The sequence below is a fragment of the Citrobacter europaeus genome, from assembly GCF_037482245.1.
GTDB lineage: Bacteria > Pseudomonadota > Gammaproteobacteria > Enterobacterales > Enterobacteriaceae > Citrobacter > Citrobacter europaeus.
Genome location: NZ_CP148084.1, coordinates 2,224,771 through 2,240,652 on the forward strand (window position 1 = coordinate 2,224,771; position 15,882 = coordinate 2,240,652).

The window sequence follows — 15,882 nt, forward strand, 5'->3', positions numbered from 1 at the left end:
CCAGTAGAAAATGAAGAGCTGCGCCAAAAGCGGGCGCAGCAGAATGCGCTAATCATAACCTATTGTGTCAGGCGTTGGGATCAGTGTTTGATGCCTAACGAATCGGCTAACTGCTTCGCCAACTGATTTTGGTCATCCGCACCGTATTCCCAGAACATGGCGCCACCCAGCCCCTTACTCTTGATGTAGTCAGCCTTAATCGCTACCGAGCGCGGATTTTCATAGGAGAGAGCAAAGAGTGCTTTTCCATCCGCAGACTTTACCGATAACCACGGCACTTTCGCTTCATCATCCCAATGTTGGCTAAAGCGCTTTTGCGGATCGTTGATCAACTTCGCCACGATATCGTTGTACTTCACATAGGTATCTTTGCTCAGATCGACGCCCAGTGATTTGAACAACTCAATTTGCGCGGGTTCGAAATAGGGCTGGGTAACGGGGTTTTTCTGCGCGTCGGGTTTGCTCCAGTCAATGCCTGGCTCAACGGCACGTTTTGGTACTCGTCCATAAAAACCAATGCCAAGGTTCATCTGACTCGCTTTTAGACCAGCGGCAAGATAGTTGTTAACGACAAAATCGGCGCTGTACTTATCCGCCGTGGCGACCGTCGGCCAATGCGTCGAATCGTACAGGTTCGAGTTGAAATACTGGGTGTCGTAAGCCATGTCATAAGTCATCAGGTTGATGTAGTCGAGCGATGGCGCAATGGCTTTCACATCCACCCAGCTTTTCGGGCTTTCCGCATTCGCGCCCACGGCGATGGTCAGTAGTTTTTTATGCCCTAATGCGGCACGCAGCTCAGTTAACAGTGCGGTAAAGTTAGCGCGGTCGCCCGGCTGACTTTCGACCAGTCCCAGGCGCCATTGACCGGATATTCCCAGTCGAGATCGATGCCATCAAGACCATATTTCGCAATTATCTCCTGCGCAGACTGAATAAATACCGCACGTGTTTCTTTCGTTGCCGCCGCGCCAGAGAATCCACGTGCGCCCCAACCACCGACGGAAAGCAGAACTTTCAGGTTCGGGTTTTGTTTACGCAGTTGTGGAATTTTCAGCAAATCATCCTGCACTTTCTGTGAAAGCCAAATCTGATGCAACTTGCTGGCGTCTTTTAAGGCGTCATTGGTCTCGTCTTTTTCATTGTTGTAGACAAGGCCAAATGAATAGTTGAGGTGGGTTATCTGACGAACATCCAGTTTATTGATGTCGCCACCGGGGCCGGCAGTGACGTCGCCGCCACCATTAAAGTAGCCAACTGACATCAGTGAACTGGCGGAAACAACGCTGGCGCAGAGCAGGGGTAATGCTGCCAACAAAGGCAATAGTTTCATCGGTGTTCCTCTTTGACATTTAAACAAGCAAACACGCCACGGAAATGGCGTGGCGAAAAAAACAGCACTCGTAGGTTAACAGTTTCATAACAGAAAAAATGCGAAGAGGTTCACGCCATTTTTAGCGAAGCGGCTGCCGTGTTCCATTGAGTTTCAGTTCATCTTTGCACTGATTTGTGATCTGAGTTGTGAAATGCAGATCTGTATCTGTGTTTTAAAGATTTAATGTTGACCTCAAAAATTATATGGATAAGTATGATGACCACTGATGCAAAACGAACACAAAGGAAAATTCAATGAAAGCACTGGCAAGATTTGGCAAGGCCTTTGGTGGCTACAAGATGATTGATGTTCCGGAGCCAGTATGCGGTCCGGATGACGTTGTGATTGAAATCAAGGCGGCTGCTATCTGTGGCGCGGACATGAAACACTACAATGTCGACAGTGGATCCGACCTTTTTAATTCGATTCGTGGTCATGAATTCGCTGGGCAAATTGTACAGGTTGGCGACAAGGTTAAGGACTGGAAGGTAGGGCAGCGAGTGGTGTCAGATAACAGCGGGCACGTTTGCGGCGTATGTCCTGCATGCGAACAAGGCGATTTTCTTTGTTGTACAGAAAAGGTGAATTTAGGTCTGGATAACAATACCTGGGGCGGTGGGTTCTCGAAATATTGTCTGGTCCCTGGGGAAATCCTCAAGATTCACCGTCACGCGCTGTGGGAAATCCCTGCTGGGGTCGATTATGAAGAAGCGGCTGTGCTGGATCCTATCTGCAATGCCTACAAATCTATCGCTCAGCAATCCAAATTTCTTCCGGGCCAGGACGTTGTGGTTTTCGGTACCGGCCCGTTAGGACTCTTTTCCGTACAAATGGCGCGCATTATGGGGGCTGTTAATATCGTGATGGTCGGGCTGGAAGACGATGTCGCGGTGCGTTTCCCCATTGCCAAAGAAATGGGGGCGACAGCGGTCGTCAACGGTTCGACCGAAGATGTGGTTGCACGTTGTCAGGAAATCTGCGGGAAAGACAATCTGGGACTGGTTATCGAATGTTCCGGTGCCAACATTGCCCTTAAACAATCAATTGAAATGCTGCGTCCCAACGGTGAAGTCGTCCGCGTGGGCATGGGCTTCAAGCCTCTCGAATTTTCCATTAACGACATCACTGCGTGGAATAAAAGCATCATTGGCCATATGGCTTACGATTCCACCTCCTGGCGCAATGCCATCCGTCTGCTGGCCAGCGGCGCGATCAAAGTCAAACCGATGATCACTCACCGTATTGGTCTGTCGCAATGGCGCGAAGGTTTTGACGCCATGGTCGATAAAACCGCGATTAAGGTCATCATGACCTATGACTTTGATGAATAACCCATTTATTAAAGGAAGGTTCCCGGATGGAACAGATAGCAAAACCGCACTGCGGCGCGAGGTTGGACAGGCTGCCTGACTGCCGCTGGCACATGTCGATGTTTGCAATGGTTGCCTTCGGATTACTGGTTTGTTGGAGTAATGCCGTTGGCGGATTAATTCTCGCGCAGTTAAAAGAACTCGGCTGGACCGATAATTCCACCACCGCCACGTTTTCTGCCATTACGACGGCAGGAATGTTTCTCGGCGCGCTCGGGGGGGGAATTATCGGTGACAAAACCGGGCGTAAAAACGCATTTATCTTGTATGAAGCGATTCATATTATTTCTATGATAGTTGGTGCGTTTTCACCCAACATGACCTTCCTGATCGCCTGTCGTTTTGTAATGGGAGTTGGATTAGGTGCATTGCTGGTGACCTTATTTGCCGGGTTTACCGAATATATGCCAGGCCGAAATCGTGGTACCTGGTCCAGTCGGGTATCGTTTATCGGTAACTGGTCTTATCCACTTTGTTCGCTGATTGCTATGGGGCTGACACCACTTATCAGCGCGGAATGGAACTGGCGTGTACAGTTGTTGATTCCAGCTGTGCTGTCGCTTATAGCAACTGTTATTGCATGGCGCAGTTTCCCGGAGTCGCCTCGCTGGCTGGAATCTCGCGGACGCTACCAGGAAGCCGAACAGGTAATGCGGATAATTGAGGAGGGCGTTATTCGCCAGACCGGCAAGCCGCTGCCACCAGTCGTAATAGATGATGATGGCAAACAACCGCGTTCTGTTCCGTATTCCGCCTTATTAACAGGGGTGTTACTTAAACGGGTTATTTTGGGTTCCTTTGTTCTGATTGCCATGAACGTCGTGCAGTACACCTTAATTAACTGGCTACCGACAATATTTATGACTCAAGGTATTAATCTGAAAGACTCCATTGTTTTAAATACCATGAGTATGTTTGGCGCGCCGTTTGGGATTTTTATCGCCATGTTGGTAATGGATAAAATTCCGAGAAAAATCATGGGAGTTGGCTTATTAGTATTAATCGCTGTGTTGGGTTATATCTATTCACTGCAAACCAGCATGCTGTTAATAACATTAATTGGTTTCTTCCTGATTACATTTGTTTATATGTACGTCTGTTATGCCTCAGCGGTTTATGTTCCGGAAATATGGCCGACCGAGGCGAAACTTCGCGGGTCTGGGCTTGCCAACGCGGTAGGGCGTATCAGCGGTATCGCGGCACCTTATGCTGTCGCGGTATTGCTTAGCAGCTACGGTGTGACGGGAGTATTTGTACTACTTGGCGCTGTCTCAATTATTGTCGCGGTTGCTATTGCCACTATCGGAATCGAAACAAAAGGCGTCTCTGTCGAAAGTCTCGGTATTGATGCAATTACCAGCAAATAATATTGATGGGAAATAAGATGAAAAATTCAAAAGCAATCTTAAAAACACCGGGAACGATGAAAATTATCGACGCCGAAATTCCGGTGCCAAAAGAGCATGAAGTGCTGATTAAAGTGGAATACGTTGGAATTTGTGGATCAGATGTTCATGGTTTTGAATCGGGTCCTTTTATTCCGCCGAAAGATCCCAATCAGGAAATTGGTCTGGGGCATGAATGCGCTGGTACGGTGGTGGCGGTAGGAAACCGAGTGACAAAATTTAAACCCGGAGACCGGGTGAACATTGAGCCGGGCGTGCCGTGTGGTCACTGTCGCTACTGTCTTGAAGGGAAATACAACATCTGTCCGGACGTCGATTTCATGGCCACTCAGCCCAATTATCGCGGCGCGCTAACCCACTATCTGTGTCATCCGGAGAGCTTCACTTACAAGCTGCCCGATAACATGGACACGCTGGAAGGCGCGCTGGTGGAGCCTGCGGCGGTCGGTATGCATGCTGCAATGCTGGCGGACGTTAAGCCGGGCAAGAAAATCATCATTCTGGGGGCTGGCTGTATTGGTTTAATGACCCTGCAAGCTTGTAAATGTTTGGGCGCAACCGACATTGCGGTGGTTGATGTGCTGGAAAAACGCCTGGTGATGGCCGAGCAACTTGGGGCGTCGACCGTTATCAACGGTGCAAAAGAGGACACCATCGCCTGTTGCCAACAATTCTCTGGCGACATGGGGGCGGACATTGTTTTCGAAACCGCCGGCTCAGCCATCACCGTTAAACAGACTCCCTATCTGGTGATGCGCGGCGGGAAAATTATGATCGTGGGTACAGTACCTGGTGATTCAGCGATTAATTTCCTCAAAATTAACCGTGAAGTGTCGATTCAGACGGTTTTTCGTTATGCCAACCGCTACCCGGTAACGATTGAAGCCATCTCCTCTGGTCGTTTCGATGTGAAGTCGATGGTGACGCATATTTACGATTATGCAGATGTTCAGCGCGCGTTTGATGAATCCGTTAATAACAAGCGTGAAATTATCAAAGGCGTTATTAAAGTAAATCATTAATTTATTCAAAAGGGAGAAATAACCATGTTGGCAGATATTAAATATTGGGAAAATGATGCCCAAAATAAACATTATGCAATTGCCCACTTTAACGTGTGGAATGCAGAAATGCTAATGGGGGTGATGGATGCGGCGGAAGAATCTAAATCGCCGGTGATTATTTCCTTCGGCACTGGTTTTGTAGGTAATACCACATTTGAAGATTTCTCGCACATGATGGTTTCAATGGCGAAAAAAGCCTCGGTTCCGGTTATTACGCACTGGGATCACGGACGCAGCATGGAAATTATCCATAACGCCTGGACCCATGGTATGAATTCGCTAATGCGTGATGCCTCTGCCTTTGATTTTGAAGAGAATATTCGTCTGACGAAAGAGGCTGTGGATTTTTTCCATCCGCTGGGCGTGCCGGTCGAAGCTGAACTGGGCCATGTGGGGAATGAAACGGTTTATGAAGAGGCGTTGGCGGGCTATCACTATACCGACCCAAGCCAGGCGGCGGAATTTGTCGAGCGTACCGGCTGTGATTCTCTGGCGGTGGCGATTGGCAACCAGCACGGGGTTTATACCTCTGAACCGAAACTTAATTTCGAGGTTGTTGAGCGCGTACGCCGGGCGGTTTCTGTTCCGCTGGTGCTACACGGTGCGTCAGGTATCAGCGATGCGGATATCAAAAAAGCCATTTCATTAGGCATCTCTAAAATCAACATTCATACTGAACTATGCCAGGCCGCCATGGCGGCTGTACAAGCGAATCAGAATCAGCCGTTTCTCCACGTTGAACGTGAAGTTCGTAAAGCAGTAAAAGAGCGAGCATTAGAAAAAATTAAATTGTTTGGCTCTGACGGTAAAGCGGAATGACAATATGGATAATATCGAGGTTATTTGTATAGGGGCGGCAATTGTTGATATTCCTTTGCAGCCAGTGAGCAAAAATATCTTTGATGTAGACTCTTATCCTTTAGAAAGAATAGCCATGACCACGGGCGGCGACGCTATTAATGAGGCGACCATTATTTCTCGCCTTGGCCATCGTACAGCGTTAATTAGTCGGGTGGGGGATGATGCGGCAGGTCATTTTATTATCGAACATTGCCGTCGGGAGAGTATCGATATTCAGAGTCTGAAACAGGATGCCGGTGTTGATACCTCTATCAATGTGGGCTTAGTCACTGCTGATGGTGAGCGTACTTTTGTGACTAACCGCAACGGCAGCCTGTGGCAGTTGAATATAAACGATGTAGATTTTGACCGTTTCTCTCAGGCAAAACTGCTGTCGCTGGCAAGTATTTTTAATAGCCCATTATTGGATGGCGATGCGCTGACGGCAATTTTCACTCAGGCGAAAGCGCATCAGTTAATTATTTGTGCCGATATGATCAAGCCGCGGCTTAATGAAACACTGGAAGATATTCGCCAGGCGTTAAGCTACGTCGATTATCTGTTTCCCAATTTCGAGGAGGCAAAACTGCTCACCGGGAAAGAGACGCTGGATGATATTGCCGACAGTTTCCTGGACTGTGGCGTGAAAACAGTTGTGATTAAGACCGGCAAAAGAGGCTGCTTTATCAAACGTGCCGATCTGAAAATGGAGGTCCCGGCAGTTTCGGGAATTACCGCTATCGACACCATCGGTGCGGGAGACAATTTTGCCTCGGGATTTATCTCTGCACTGCTTGAAGGCAAGCCGCTGCGCGAGTGCGCGCTGTTTGCTAACGCAACGGCAGCGATATCGGTACTGAGCGTGGGCGCCACGACGGGCGTGAAGAACAGAAAGTTGGTTGAACAACTTCTTGACGAATACGAAGGGTAATAGCGGCAGATGAAAATGATTCCTTTAGGCAGTACGGATATTATGCTTTCCCGCATGGGATTAGGCACATGGGCCATTGGCGGCGGCCCAGCATGGAATGGCGATCTCGATCTGCAGATTTGTATCGATACCATTGTTGAGGCGCATCGCTGCGGTATCAATTTGATAGATACCGCGCCAGGCTACAACTTTGGCAACAGTGAAGTGATTGTCGGGCAGGCGCTGAAAAAGCTGCCGCGCAGTGAGGTAGTGGTTGAAACCAAATGCGGCATCGTCTGGGAGCGAACAGGTAGCCTGTTTAACAAAGTGGGCGATCGCCAGCTGTATAAAAACCTCACGCCTGAATCTATTCGCGAAGAGGTTGATGCCAGCCTGCAAAGATTGGGTATCGACAGCATTGATATCTATATGACCCATTGGCAGTCGGTCGAACCCTGTTTTACGCCGATAGCGGAAACTGTTGATACGCTGAACGCCCTGAAGAAAGAAGGCAAAATTCGATCTATAGGTGCCGCAAACGTGGATGCCGGGCATATCAAAGAGTATCTCAAACATGGTGAGCTGGATATCATCCAGGCCAAGTACAGCATTCTTGATCGCGCACTGGAAACTGAACTGCTGCCGTTATGCCAGCAGAATGGCATTGTTGTGCAGGTTTATTCACCGCTCGAGCAGGGACTCCTGACCGGGACTATTGATCGGGATTATGTCCCTGGCGGTGCGCGGGCCAACAAAGTCTGGTTCCAACGGGACAATATGCTGAGGGTGATTGACATGCTTGAGCAATGGCGGCCGCTGTGCGAGAAATACCATTGTACAATCCCCGCGCTGGCTCTGGCGTGGATATTAAAGCAAAGTGATTTAATCACCTTACTGAGCGGCGCAACTGCGCCTGAGCAGGTTCGTGAGAATGTTGAGGCGTTAACTATTCCTCTGTCAGATGATGATTCATTATTGATGAGACAAATGTCAGAAGCGTTGGATAGCAAATAAGCCTGATGGGACTGACCTCTGTTTCTGTGTAAAATAGTATTAAAATCTGTGATTCAGACATGTTCTTTTGAAAATAAACATAGCCTGTGAGATACTAGGGTCTTATTATTACTTTGCAGGAAACAGAGGTGTCATCGTGGCGGCAAAAGACAGGATTCAGGCCATTAAGCAAATGGTGGCTAACGATAAGAAAGTGGCGGTATCGAATTTAAGTTCAATCTTTCAGGTAACTGAGGAAACGATTCGCCGCGATCTTGAAAAACTGGAAGATGAAGGTTTTTTGACTCGAACATATGGCGGTGCAGTGCTCAATACCACAGCGTTGTCCGACAATATTCATTTTTATAAGCGAGCAAAATCTTTCTTTGAAGAGAAGCAGATCATTGCCCGTAATGCATTGCCGTTTATTAAAAATAAGACCACGATGGCTGCCGACTCCAGCAGTACTGCGATGGAATTATTAAAGCTGTTGAAGGAAAGAAACGATCTGACACTGCTTACCAACTCGGCTGAAGCTTTTCATGAATTGGCGCAGTCAGAAATTAACGTGGTTTCTACCGGCGGTGAATTGAACAAGAATACACTGTCGCTGCAGGGAAGGATCACCAAGGAGATTATCAGCCGCTATCATGTTGATATTATGGTGATGAGCTGCAAAGGACTGGATATGCAGAGCGGGGCGCTTGATTCTAACGAAGCGGAAGCGGAAATCAAAAAAACCATGATCCGTCAGGCGACTGAAGTGGCGCTGTTGGTTGATCACTCAAAATTTGATCGCAAAGCTTTCGTCCAGCTCGTTGACTTTAGCCATATTAATTATCTTATAACCAATAAGGCACCGGGTGCAGAGTGGATTGCATTTTGCCAAGAGAATAATATTCAACTCGTTTATTAATTGTAGCGTGAGTTGCGTCGATATTATTTTAGTTTGCACCTGGAAAATGCCATAAGAATCTAATGATGATGGATGGCGCGGCAAAATTGTTTCTGCCGCGATCGCCATACTTTCTATTTAGCTGAGTTTGAGGCATCCAGATGGAAAAATGTGACCCTATCGGCGCAAGATTAGATCGCTTACCTTTATCTCGATTTCATTTTCGCATTTTCGGCATTATTAGTTTTAGTTTATTAATAACCGGTTTTCTCAGCTACTCCGGGAATGTGGTATTGGCAAAATTAGTCAGTACCGGCTGGTCAAATAATTATCTGAATGCCGCGTTTACCTCAGCGTTGATGTTCGGCTACTTTATCGGTTCACTCGGCGGTGGCTTTATTGGTGATTACTTCGGACGACGCAAAGCGTTCCGTATCAATTTGCTAATCGTCGGGGCCTCAGCCTGTGCGGCAACGTTTGTGCCCAACATGTATTGGCTTATCTTTTTCCGCTGTCTGATGGGGGTTGGAATGGGGGCGCTAATTATGGTGGGCTATGCCTCATTTACGGAATTTATTCCGCCTGAGGTGCGCGGAAAATGGTCTGCCCGCCTGTCGTTTGTCGGCAACTGGGCGCCAATGCTATCGGCGGCAATTGGCGTCGTGATTATTGCCTTTATAAGCTGGCGGGTGATGTTTTTGCTTGGTGGTATGGCAATGCTGTTGGCCTGGTATCTGTCGGGAAAATACTATATTGAATCCCCGCGTTGGCTGGCTGGTAAAGGTCAAAGAAGTGAAGCTGAAAAACATCTTTTGCAGGTGGAATCGCAAATTGAGAAAGAAAAAAACATCACTTTATCCTCCTGCCAGAATGGTTGCCTGACGGCGGACTTAAGCACGGAAAGTGGGTCATTTTGGCTCCTGTTCAAGGGGCCGATGTTGCGCTGTACGTTGGTGGCGATCACTGTGCTTATCGCGATGAATATTTCGCTCTATACCATTACGGTATGGATCCCGACGATATTTGTTAATTCAGGAATCGATGTAACGAAATCCATCTTTATGACCGCGATAATTATGATTGGCGCGCCGGTTGGAATATTTATTGCTGCGCTAATTATCGATCGTTTTCCACGGCGGTTATTTGGTTCATCCTTGTTGATTATTATCGCGCTGCTCGGGTATTTCTATTCGATTCAAACCGAAGAGTGGGCCATTCTGAGCTATGGGCTGGTGATGATCTTTTTTCTGTATATGTATGTTTGCTTTGCTTCTGCGGTGTATGTCCCTGAACTGTGGCCCACGCATCTTAGATTGCGGGGGTCGGGTTTTGTGAATGCAGTCGGAAGGATTGTCGCGGTGTTTACGCCCTATGGCGTTGCTATTTTGTTGACCCGTTACGGGTCGATTACGGTCTTTATCGTGCTAGGCGTAATGTTGGTGCTATGCGCGCTAATTCTTTTTTGTTTTGGCATCGAAACACGCAAAGTATCGCTGGAAGAGATTTCAGCGCTGGCCTGAGAAAATGCGCCGACAGGAGTGACCCTGTCGGCATCGCTTACGGCTGGGTTTCCAGCCAGTCATCAAGCGTATACAGCGTTGCGCCCGCTGCCGCCATTTCCATAAAAGCCTCTGCACTGTCCTGGGGGTGAATGTTGACGCCACGGCAGCCGTCGGTAATCACGCTGACGGTGTAACCAAGATCGAGCGCATCCAGTACGGTGAACTTAACGCAATAGTCGGTAGCCAGCCCCATGATAATAAGCTCGGCAATGCGGTGTTCGAGCAGCCAAGCGTTCAGCGCGGTTGCCTGACGACGGCCGTTATCAAAAAATGCACTGTAACTGTCGACCAGTAGATTCTCTCCCTTGGTGAAGGTTTGAGAAATCGCACGTTGGTTCAACAGCGGATGCAAAGCTGCCCCTTCGCTGTTTTGCACGCAATGATCGGGCCAGAACGTCTGTGCCAGGCCATCGAGTTGCCCCTGACTGTAAGGTTCGACCTGATGCTGACTGGCAAAGCTACCGTGATTCGCCGGGTGCCAGTCCAGACTGGCAACGACAGTGTCGCCGCGTACTGTGCACCAGTCAATCAGACGGTTGGCAATATCGATTGTGCTGTCGCCTTGCGGAACGGCGAGAGCGCCGCCGGCACAAAAGTCATTTTGTAAATCGACCAACAGTAAGGCTCGGGCCATGGGCATAGACTCCTTATTCGTCCGGGGTAAGCTCGCCGCGCAGATTTTGCGTCATTGCTTCACGAATGGTCTGCGTGTCCAGTCCTTGGCTCAGTAGATAGTGCAATTTGGTGAGCGTAGCCTCGACGGTCATATCCGCGCCGCCAATCACGCCAGCATGCGCCAGGGCATTCCCCGTCGCATAGCCACCCATATTTACCTTGCCGGACATACACTGGGTCAGATTCACCACCACAATGCCACGCGAACTCGCATCTTCAAGCTCTTTCAGAAATTCTTTGTTTTGTGGGGCATTGCCCACGCCGTAGGAGCGCAATATTAACGCTTTTACCGGTTGGCGCAGGAAGTTGCGCACCACATCAGCAGAGATGCCGGGATAAATGGTGACCACGCCAATTGGTTGTGGAGTAATAGGATGAACAATCAGTTCGCCTGTGCCGTGTGGGGCTGGTGGTGTACCCAGTCGACGGATATGGATCCCGGCTTCCAGCAGCGGTGCAAGGTTAGGGGAGGCAAAGGCGTCAAAACCATCGGCGTGCGCTTTAGTGGTACGGTTGCCGCGAAACAGTCGGTTGTTGAAAAACAGGGTCACTTCATTGATCGGGTAATTTGCCGCCACGTACAGCGCATTCAGCAGATTGATTTGCCCGTCTGAACGTAGCTCTGCCAGCGGGATTTGTGACCCTGTCACAATTACCGGTTTACCCAAATTCTCCAGCATGAAAGAGAGCGCTGAAGCCGTAAACGCCATGGTGTCAGTACCGTGCAGGATGACAAAACCGTCGTAATCGTCGTAGTGCACTTTAATGTCTTCCGCAATATGCTGCCAGTCTTCAGGCGTCATGTCGGAGGAATCCATCAGCGGGACATATTCGTGGATGGTGAAGTCTGGCATCTCTGGGCGGTGGAATTCAGGCATCAACGCCAGCTGACGCTGGAGATGACCGGAAACAGGAATATAACCCTGTTCGGAGCGCTGCATACCAATGGTACCGCCGGTATAGGCAACGTAAATCGATTTCTTTTGCATGACTTATCTTCTGTCTCAAAGAAAACCCCTCTTCATCCTGAAGAGGGGTCAATAGTTAGCGAACGTTGGCGCAGGTCAGGCAAAACGCATATCGGTTTTGCGGATCGTTAAACGCGGCCAGCTTATCGCTTTCCGCTTTTACCGCGCTCGCCGCAGAAGCAAGCGGTGGCGGGAGCATGGCCTGAATGGCTTCGGGCAGCATGGCGCGAACGGAGCCTGACATGCTGTCCATCACCATATCGACGAATGTTGGTTCGTCCTGATAATACTCAATATGCCACTGTTTCAGTTTGGCAAGCTCAGCCGCTTTCGCGACGGCGTCGTCAAAATCACCGAGGCTGTCTACCAGTCCGTTGGCTTTCGCATCCTGACCGGTCCAGACGTGGCCCTGCGCGATTTTGTCAATCTGCTCAGGCGTTGTCTTACGCGCATCCGCAACCAGCGTGATAAAGCGCTTATAGCCGTTCTCAATGCTCAGTTGCATCATTTGCTGGACTTCAGACGGTAACGCTTTGGTGATGGAGATATCCGCCAGCGGGGATGTCGCCACGCCGTCGGTATGTACGCCAATAGAATCCAGACTGTTTTCGACGGTGTTGATCACACCAAAGATCCCGATTGACCCGGTCAAGGTGCTGGGATTTGCCACAATGTAGCTGGCTGGCGTGGAGATCCAGTATCCGCCAGAAGCCGCCATGCCGCCCATGGACACGACAACCGGTTTACCCGCCGCTTTTGCCGCAGCCAGTTCAGCACGAATGACTTCGGAGGCGCTGACGCTGCCGCCAGGGCTGTTCACACGCAGCACAATCGCTTTAACTTTCGGGTCGAGACGCGCTTCGCGGATCTGTGCGGCAGTGGTGTCGCCACCCACATTTCCCGGGGTTTCTTCACCGTCCATAATCGCGCCATTCGCGAAGATAACGCCAATGCTGTCTCCCGTATCCGCTGGCGTTTTCAGCGAATAATCGTAATAGCTGACGGCGCGATAGTTTTTATCCGCTTTGCTCCAGCCAAACTGTTTGGTCAGCATTTTTTCGACTTCAGCGCTGGAAGCGAGTGCATCCACCAGTTTGTTGTCGAGCGCGTATTTCGCGGTATCACCATCGACTTTCGTTAATCCGTCCAGCATCGCCTGCGCGCCAGGGAACACCTGCTGAGCTGGGATCTGGCGGTTGGCGGCGACCGTGTCGAGATAGTTCTGCCACAGCTCGCCGATCCAGCGGCTGTCCGCTTCACGCGCGGCAGGAGACATATCATCGCGGATAAACGGCTCTACGGCAGACTTATAGGTTCCGACACGGAACACGTGCGTGGAGACTTTCAGTTTGTCGAGCAGAGACTTGTAGTACAGACCGTTGGTGGCAAAGCCGTGCAGATCAACGGAACCCTGAGGAGAGAGGTAAATTTTGTTGGCAAAACTGGCGAGGTAATACTGTCCCTGGCTGAAGTTATCGCCCACGGCAAAGACCGGTTTCCCGCTGTCACGGAATTCCCGCAGCGCTTTGCCGATATACTGCATGGAGGGCTGGTCAGCCCCGGCAAAATTTTTCAGATCCATCACTATGCCGGTGATGTTGCGATCATCTTTTGCCTGACGAATGGTATTCACGATATCGAACAGGGAGTTTTCCTGCAGACGATCGGAACTGGCACCAAACAGCTGACGGCCAATCACGCTTAAACGACTGGTGCTTGAGGGTTTATCAACAATCACCCCCGAAATATCCAGCAGCAGCGCGCCTCGCTCAGCGTGTTCGCTGGTATTGCTGCTGCTGACCTGCATCCAGATGCCCACGCCAACCAGCACCAAAAAGATGAAGAACAGGTTAAGCACAAATTCACGGACGAAATTGAGTAATCGCCATGTCCATTTAAAAAATCCGGCAATAAATCGCCACAGGGTTCGCATGTATTCTCCCTACCGATTAACAACACGCCATCCCGAAATCCCGGAGAAAGGCGATAAGATGAGGCTATCGTAATGACCCTACAGGCACTTGTCAGCAGGAATCACCGCCTGTGCTGTAACAAAATCCGCTCACGTGTTAATTTTGTGAACAAATCTCATTGTTGGAGTTAAGCAAATGGATGCACTCGAATTACTTATGACCCGTCGTAGCGCCTCTCGTCTCGTCGATCCGGCCCCGGCTGGTGAGCAACTGCAAAATATTCTACGGGCGGGAATGCGCGCGCCGGACCACAAAACGCTGCAACCGTGGCAGTTCATTGTTATTGAGGGCGAGGGACGTGAACGCTTTAGTGATGTGCTGGAAAAAGGCGCGATTGCCGCAGGCAGCGATGAGAAAGCCCAGGAAAAAGCGCGCAGCGCACCGTTTCGCGCGCCGCTGATTATTACCGTGGTGGCGAAATGTGAAGAAAACGACAAGGTTCCGTTATGGGAACAGGAAATGTCTGCCGGTTGTGCGGTAATGGCCATGCAGATGGCTGCAATTGCGCAGGGCTTTGGTGGTATATGGCGCAGCGGCGCATTAACCGAAAGTGCGGTCGTTCGTGACGCGTTTGACTGTCGCCCGCAGGATAAAATCGTTGGTTTTCTCTATCTGGGCACACCACAGCTCAAAGCGTCCACGACGGTTAACCTTGCCGATCCGAGCGCATTCGTCCGTTATTTCTGATATCAACGGCAAAACTGTCTGGATTATGAGCAAAGACACCCGAATTCAGACAGTCACTCTTACCACATCATGGAATGAGCGCTACCATATCCGGATTGCAATGACAGGAGATGTCCATGAGCGAGCAAGCTATTCGTTTAACGCAATACAGCCACGGAGCCGGTTGCGGTTGTAAAATTTCCCCAAAAGTGCTGGAAACCATTCTGCACAGCGAGCAGGCGAAGTTTGTTGATCCGAACTTACTGGTGGGTAATGAAACCCGAGACGACGCGGCCGTATACGATCTGGGGAACGGCACCAGCGTTATCAGCACCACCGATTTCTTTATGCCGATTGTCGATAATCCGTTTGATTTTGGCCGCATCGCTGCGACTAACGCCATCAGCGATATTTTCGCAATGGGCGGCAAACCGATTATGGCAATTGCTATTCTGGGCTGGCCGCTGGATAAGCTGGCGCCGGAAATCGCTCGCGAAGTTACCGAAGGCGGACGCTTTGCCTGCCGTCAGGCGGGTATTGCGCTGGCGGGCGGCCACTCTATCGATGCCCCAGAACCTATCTTTGGCCTTGCGGTAACCGGCATTGTGCCGACCGAACGCGTGAAGAAAAACAGCACCGCCGAGGCCGGATGTAAGTTGTTCCTGACCAAGCCGCTGGGTATTGGCGTCCTGACTACCGCAGAGAAAAAATCGCTGCTGAAAGACGAACACAAAGGACTGGCGACGGAAGTGATGTGCCGGATGAACATTGCAGGGGCGGCATTCGCCGATATCGACGGCGTGAAAGCCATGACCGACGTTACCGGTTTTGGTCTGCTGGGACATCTGAGCGAGATGTGTCAGGGCGCTGGCGTTCAGGCGCAGATCGTCTACCAGGATATTCCTAAGCTTCCTGGCGTTGAAGAATACATCGCGCAGGGCGCGGTGCCGGGCGGAACCCAGCGTAACTTTGCCAGCTACGGACACCTGATGGGTGAAATGCCGCAGTCGGTACGCGATCTGCTCTGCGATCCGCAAACTTCTGGTGGTCTGCTGCTGGCGGTAACGCCGGAAGCTGAAGCCGAAGTGAAAGCGGCGGCAGCGCAGTTTGGCATCGACCTCACCGCGATTGGTGAGTTAGTGGAAGCTCGTGGCGGTCGCGCCATGGTTGAGATCCGTTAACTCG

Annotated in this window: 13 protein-coding genes and 1 pseudogene; 10 read left to right on the top strand and 4 right to left on the bottom strand. The window is 50.1% G+C overall.

All coding sequences use genetic code 11. From position 1 onward, the window contains the following. Positions 1–80 precede the first annotated feature (80 nt). Positions 81–1,333, bottom strand: a pseudogene (locus WHR59_RS10455) (glycoside hydrolase family 18 protein). A gap of 296 nt (positions 1,334–1,629) precedes the next feature. Here WHR59_RS10455 and WHR59_RS10460 point away from each other — a divergent pair. The 8 genes from WHR59_RS10460 to WHR59_RS10495 all read left to right on the top strand — a co-directional run bounded on the left by WHR59_RS10460 (position 1,630) and on the right by WHR59_RS10495 (position 10,373). Next, positions 1,630–2,706 (top strand): zinc-binding dehydrogenase, encoded by a 1,077-nt coding sequence (locus WHR59_RS10460; protein ID WP_043016640.1) that lies wholly within the window; start codon positions 1,630–1,632, stop codon positions 2,704–2,706. Between the two features lie 26 nt (positions 2,707–2,732). Further along, a complete protein-coding gene (locus WHR59_RS10465; RefSeq protein ID WP_043016639.1) occupies positions 2,733–4,112 on the top strand; it encodes an MFS transporter in 1,380 nt (459 codons plus the stop codon). A 17-nt stretch (positions 4,113–4,129) separates the two neighbouring features. After that, positions 4,130–5,173, top strand: a complete 1,044-nt coding sequence (locus WHR59_RS10470) for an NAD(P)-dependent alcohol dehydrogenase (protein WP_043016638.1) — start codon at positions 4,130–4,132, stop codon at positions 5,171–5,173. Between the two features lie 24 nt (positions 5,174–5,197). After that, positions 5,198–6,034 carry a ketose-bisphosphate aldolase gene (locus WHR59_RS10475; RefSeq protein ID WP_338843968.1) on the top strand — a complete coding sequence of 279 codons (837 nt, stop codon included), beginning with the start codon at positions 5,198–5,200 and terminating at the stop codon, positions 6,032–6,034. Positions 6,035–6,038: 4 nt separating this feature from the next. After that, positions 6,039–6,986, top strand: a complete 948-nt coding sequence (locus WHR59_RS10480; RefSeq protein WP_100194474.1) for a sugar kinase — start codon at positions 6,039–6,041, stop codon at positions 6,984–6,986. A 9-nt stretch (positions 6,987–6,995) separates the two neighbouring features. Beyond that, the gene (ydjG, locus tag WHR59_RS10485) at positions 6,996–7,979 is read left to right on the top strand and encodes an NADH-dependent methylglyoxal reductase (protein ID WP_338843969.1); all 984 of its coding nucleotides are present in this window, start codon (positions 6,996–6,998) and stop codon (positions 7,977–7,979) included. A gap of 136 nt (positions 7,980–8,115) precedes the next feature. Beyond that, positions 8,116–8,874, top strand: a complete 759-nt coding sequence (locus tag WHR59_RS10490) for a DeoR/GlpR family DNA-binding transcription regulator (protein WP_043016634.1) — start codon at positions 8,116–8,118, stop codon at positions 8,872–8,874. A gap of 140 nt (positions 8,875–9,014) precedes the next feature. Next, the gene (locus tag WHR59_RS10495; RefSeq protein ID WP_075146044.1) at positions 9,015–10,373 is read left to right on the top strand and encodes an MFS transporter; all 1,359 of its coding nucleotides are present in this window, start codon (positions 9,015–9,017) and stop codon (positions 10,371–10,373) included. A 37-nt stretch (positions 10,374–10,410) separates the two neighbouring features. Here WHR59_RS10495 and pncA read toward each other — a convergent pair whose 3' ends face one another. The 3 genes from pncA to sppA are packed head-to-tail and all read right to left on the bottom strand — an operon-like array spanning position 10,411 to position 13,991. Continuing rightward, a complete protein-coding gene (gene pncA / locus WHR59_RS10500; RefSeq protein WP_043016632.1) occupies positions 10,411–11,049 on the bottom strand; it encodes a bifunctional nicotinamidase/pyrazinamidase in 639 nt (212 codons plus the stop codon). A 13-nt stretch (positions 11,050–11,062) separates the two neighbouring features. After that, a complete protein-coding gene (gene ansA, locus WHR59_RS10505; protein ID WP_338843971.1) occupies positions 11,063–12,079 on the bottom strand; it encodes an asparaginase in 1,017 nt (338 codons plus the stop codon). A gap of 55 nt (positions 12,080–12,134) precedes the next feature. Next, entirely contained in the window at positions 12,135–13,991 is a 1,857-nt protein-coding gene (sppA, locus tag WHR59_RS10510) for a signal peptide peptidase SppA (protein ID WP_043016630.1), read from the bottom strand. Between the two features lie 175 nt (positions 13,992–14,166). On the opposite strand from sppA, the gene WHR59_RS10515 reads away from it, so the two are divergent. Both WHR59_RS10515 and selD read left to right on the top strand, forming a co-directional pair. Further along, a complete protein-coding gene (locus WHR59_RS10515; RefSeq protein WP_338843972.1) occupies positions 14,167–14,718 on the top strand; it encodes an NAD(P)H nitroreductase in 552 nt (183 codons plus the stop codon). Positions 14,719–14,834: 116 nt separating this feature from the next. Beyond that, positions 14,835–15,878, top strand: coding sequence for a selenide, water dikinase SelD (gene selD, locus WHR59_RS10520; RefSeq protein WP_043016628.1), 1,044 nt, complete (start codon positions 14,835–14,837; stop codon positions 15,876–15,878). Positions 15,879–15,882: the final 4 nt, after the last annotated feature.

Coding starts and splice junctions, on each gene's coding strand:
- sppA (WP_043016630.1), bottom strand. CDS start 13,991: ATGCGAACCCTGTGGCGATTTATTGCCGGATTTTTTAAATGGACATGG.
- WHR59_RS10465 (WP_043016639.1), top strand. CDS start 2,733: ATGGAACAGATAGCAAAACCGCACTGCGGCGCGAGGTTGGACAGGCTG.
- WHR59_RS10495 (WP_075146044.1), top strand. CDS start 9,015: ATGGAAAAATGTGACCCTATCGGCGCAAGATTAGATCGCTTACCTTTA.
- ansA (WP_338843971.1), bottom strand. CDS start 12,079: ATGCAAAAGAAATCGATTTACGTTGCCTATACCGGCGGTACCATTGGT.
- WHR59_RS10515 (WP_338843972.1), top strand. CDS start 14,167: ATGGATGCACTCGAATTACTTATGACCCGTCGTAGCGCCTCTCGTCTC.
- WHR59_RS10475 (WP_338843968.1), top strand. CDS start 5,198: ATGTTGGCAGATATTAAATATTGGGAAAATGATGCCCAAAATAAACAT.
- selD (WP_043016628.1), top strand. CDS start 14,835: ATGAGCGAGCAAGCTATTCGTTTAACGCAATACAGCCACGGAGCCGGT.
- WHR59_RS10460 (WP_043016640.1), top strand. CDS start 1,630: ATGAAAGCACTGGCAAGATTTGGCAAGGCCTTTGGTGGCTACAAGATG.
- ydjG (WP_338843969.1), top strand. CDS start 6,996: ATGAAAATGATTCCTTTAGGCAGTACGGATATTATGCTTTCCCGCATG.
- WHR59_RS10480 (WP_100194474.1), top strand. CDS start 6,039: ATGGATAATATCGAGGTTATTTGTATAGGGGCGGCAATTGTTGATATT.
- WHR59_RS10470 (WP_043016638.1), top strand. CDS start 4,130: ATGAAAAATTCAAAAGCAATCTTAAAAACACCGGGAACGATGAAAATT.
- pncA (WP_043016632.1), bottom strand. CDS start 11,049: ATGGCCCGAGCCTTACTGTTGGTCGATTTACAAAATGACTTTTGTGCC.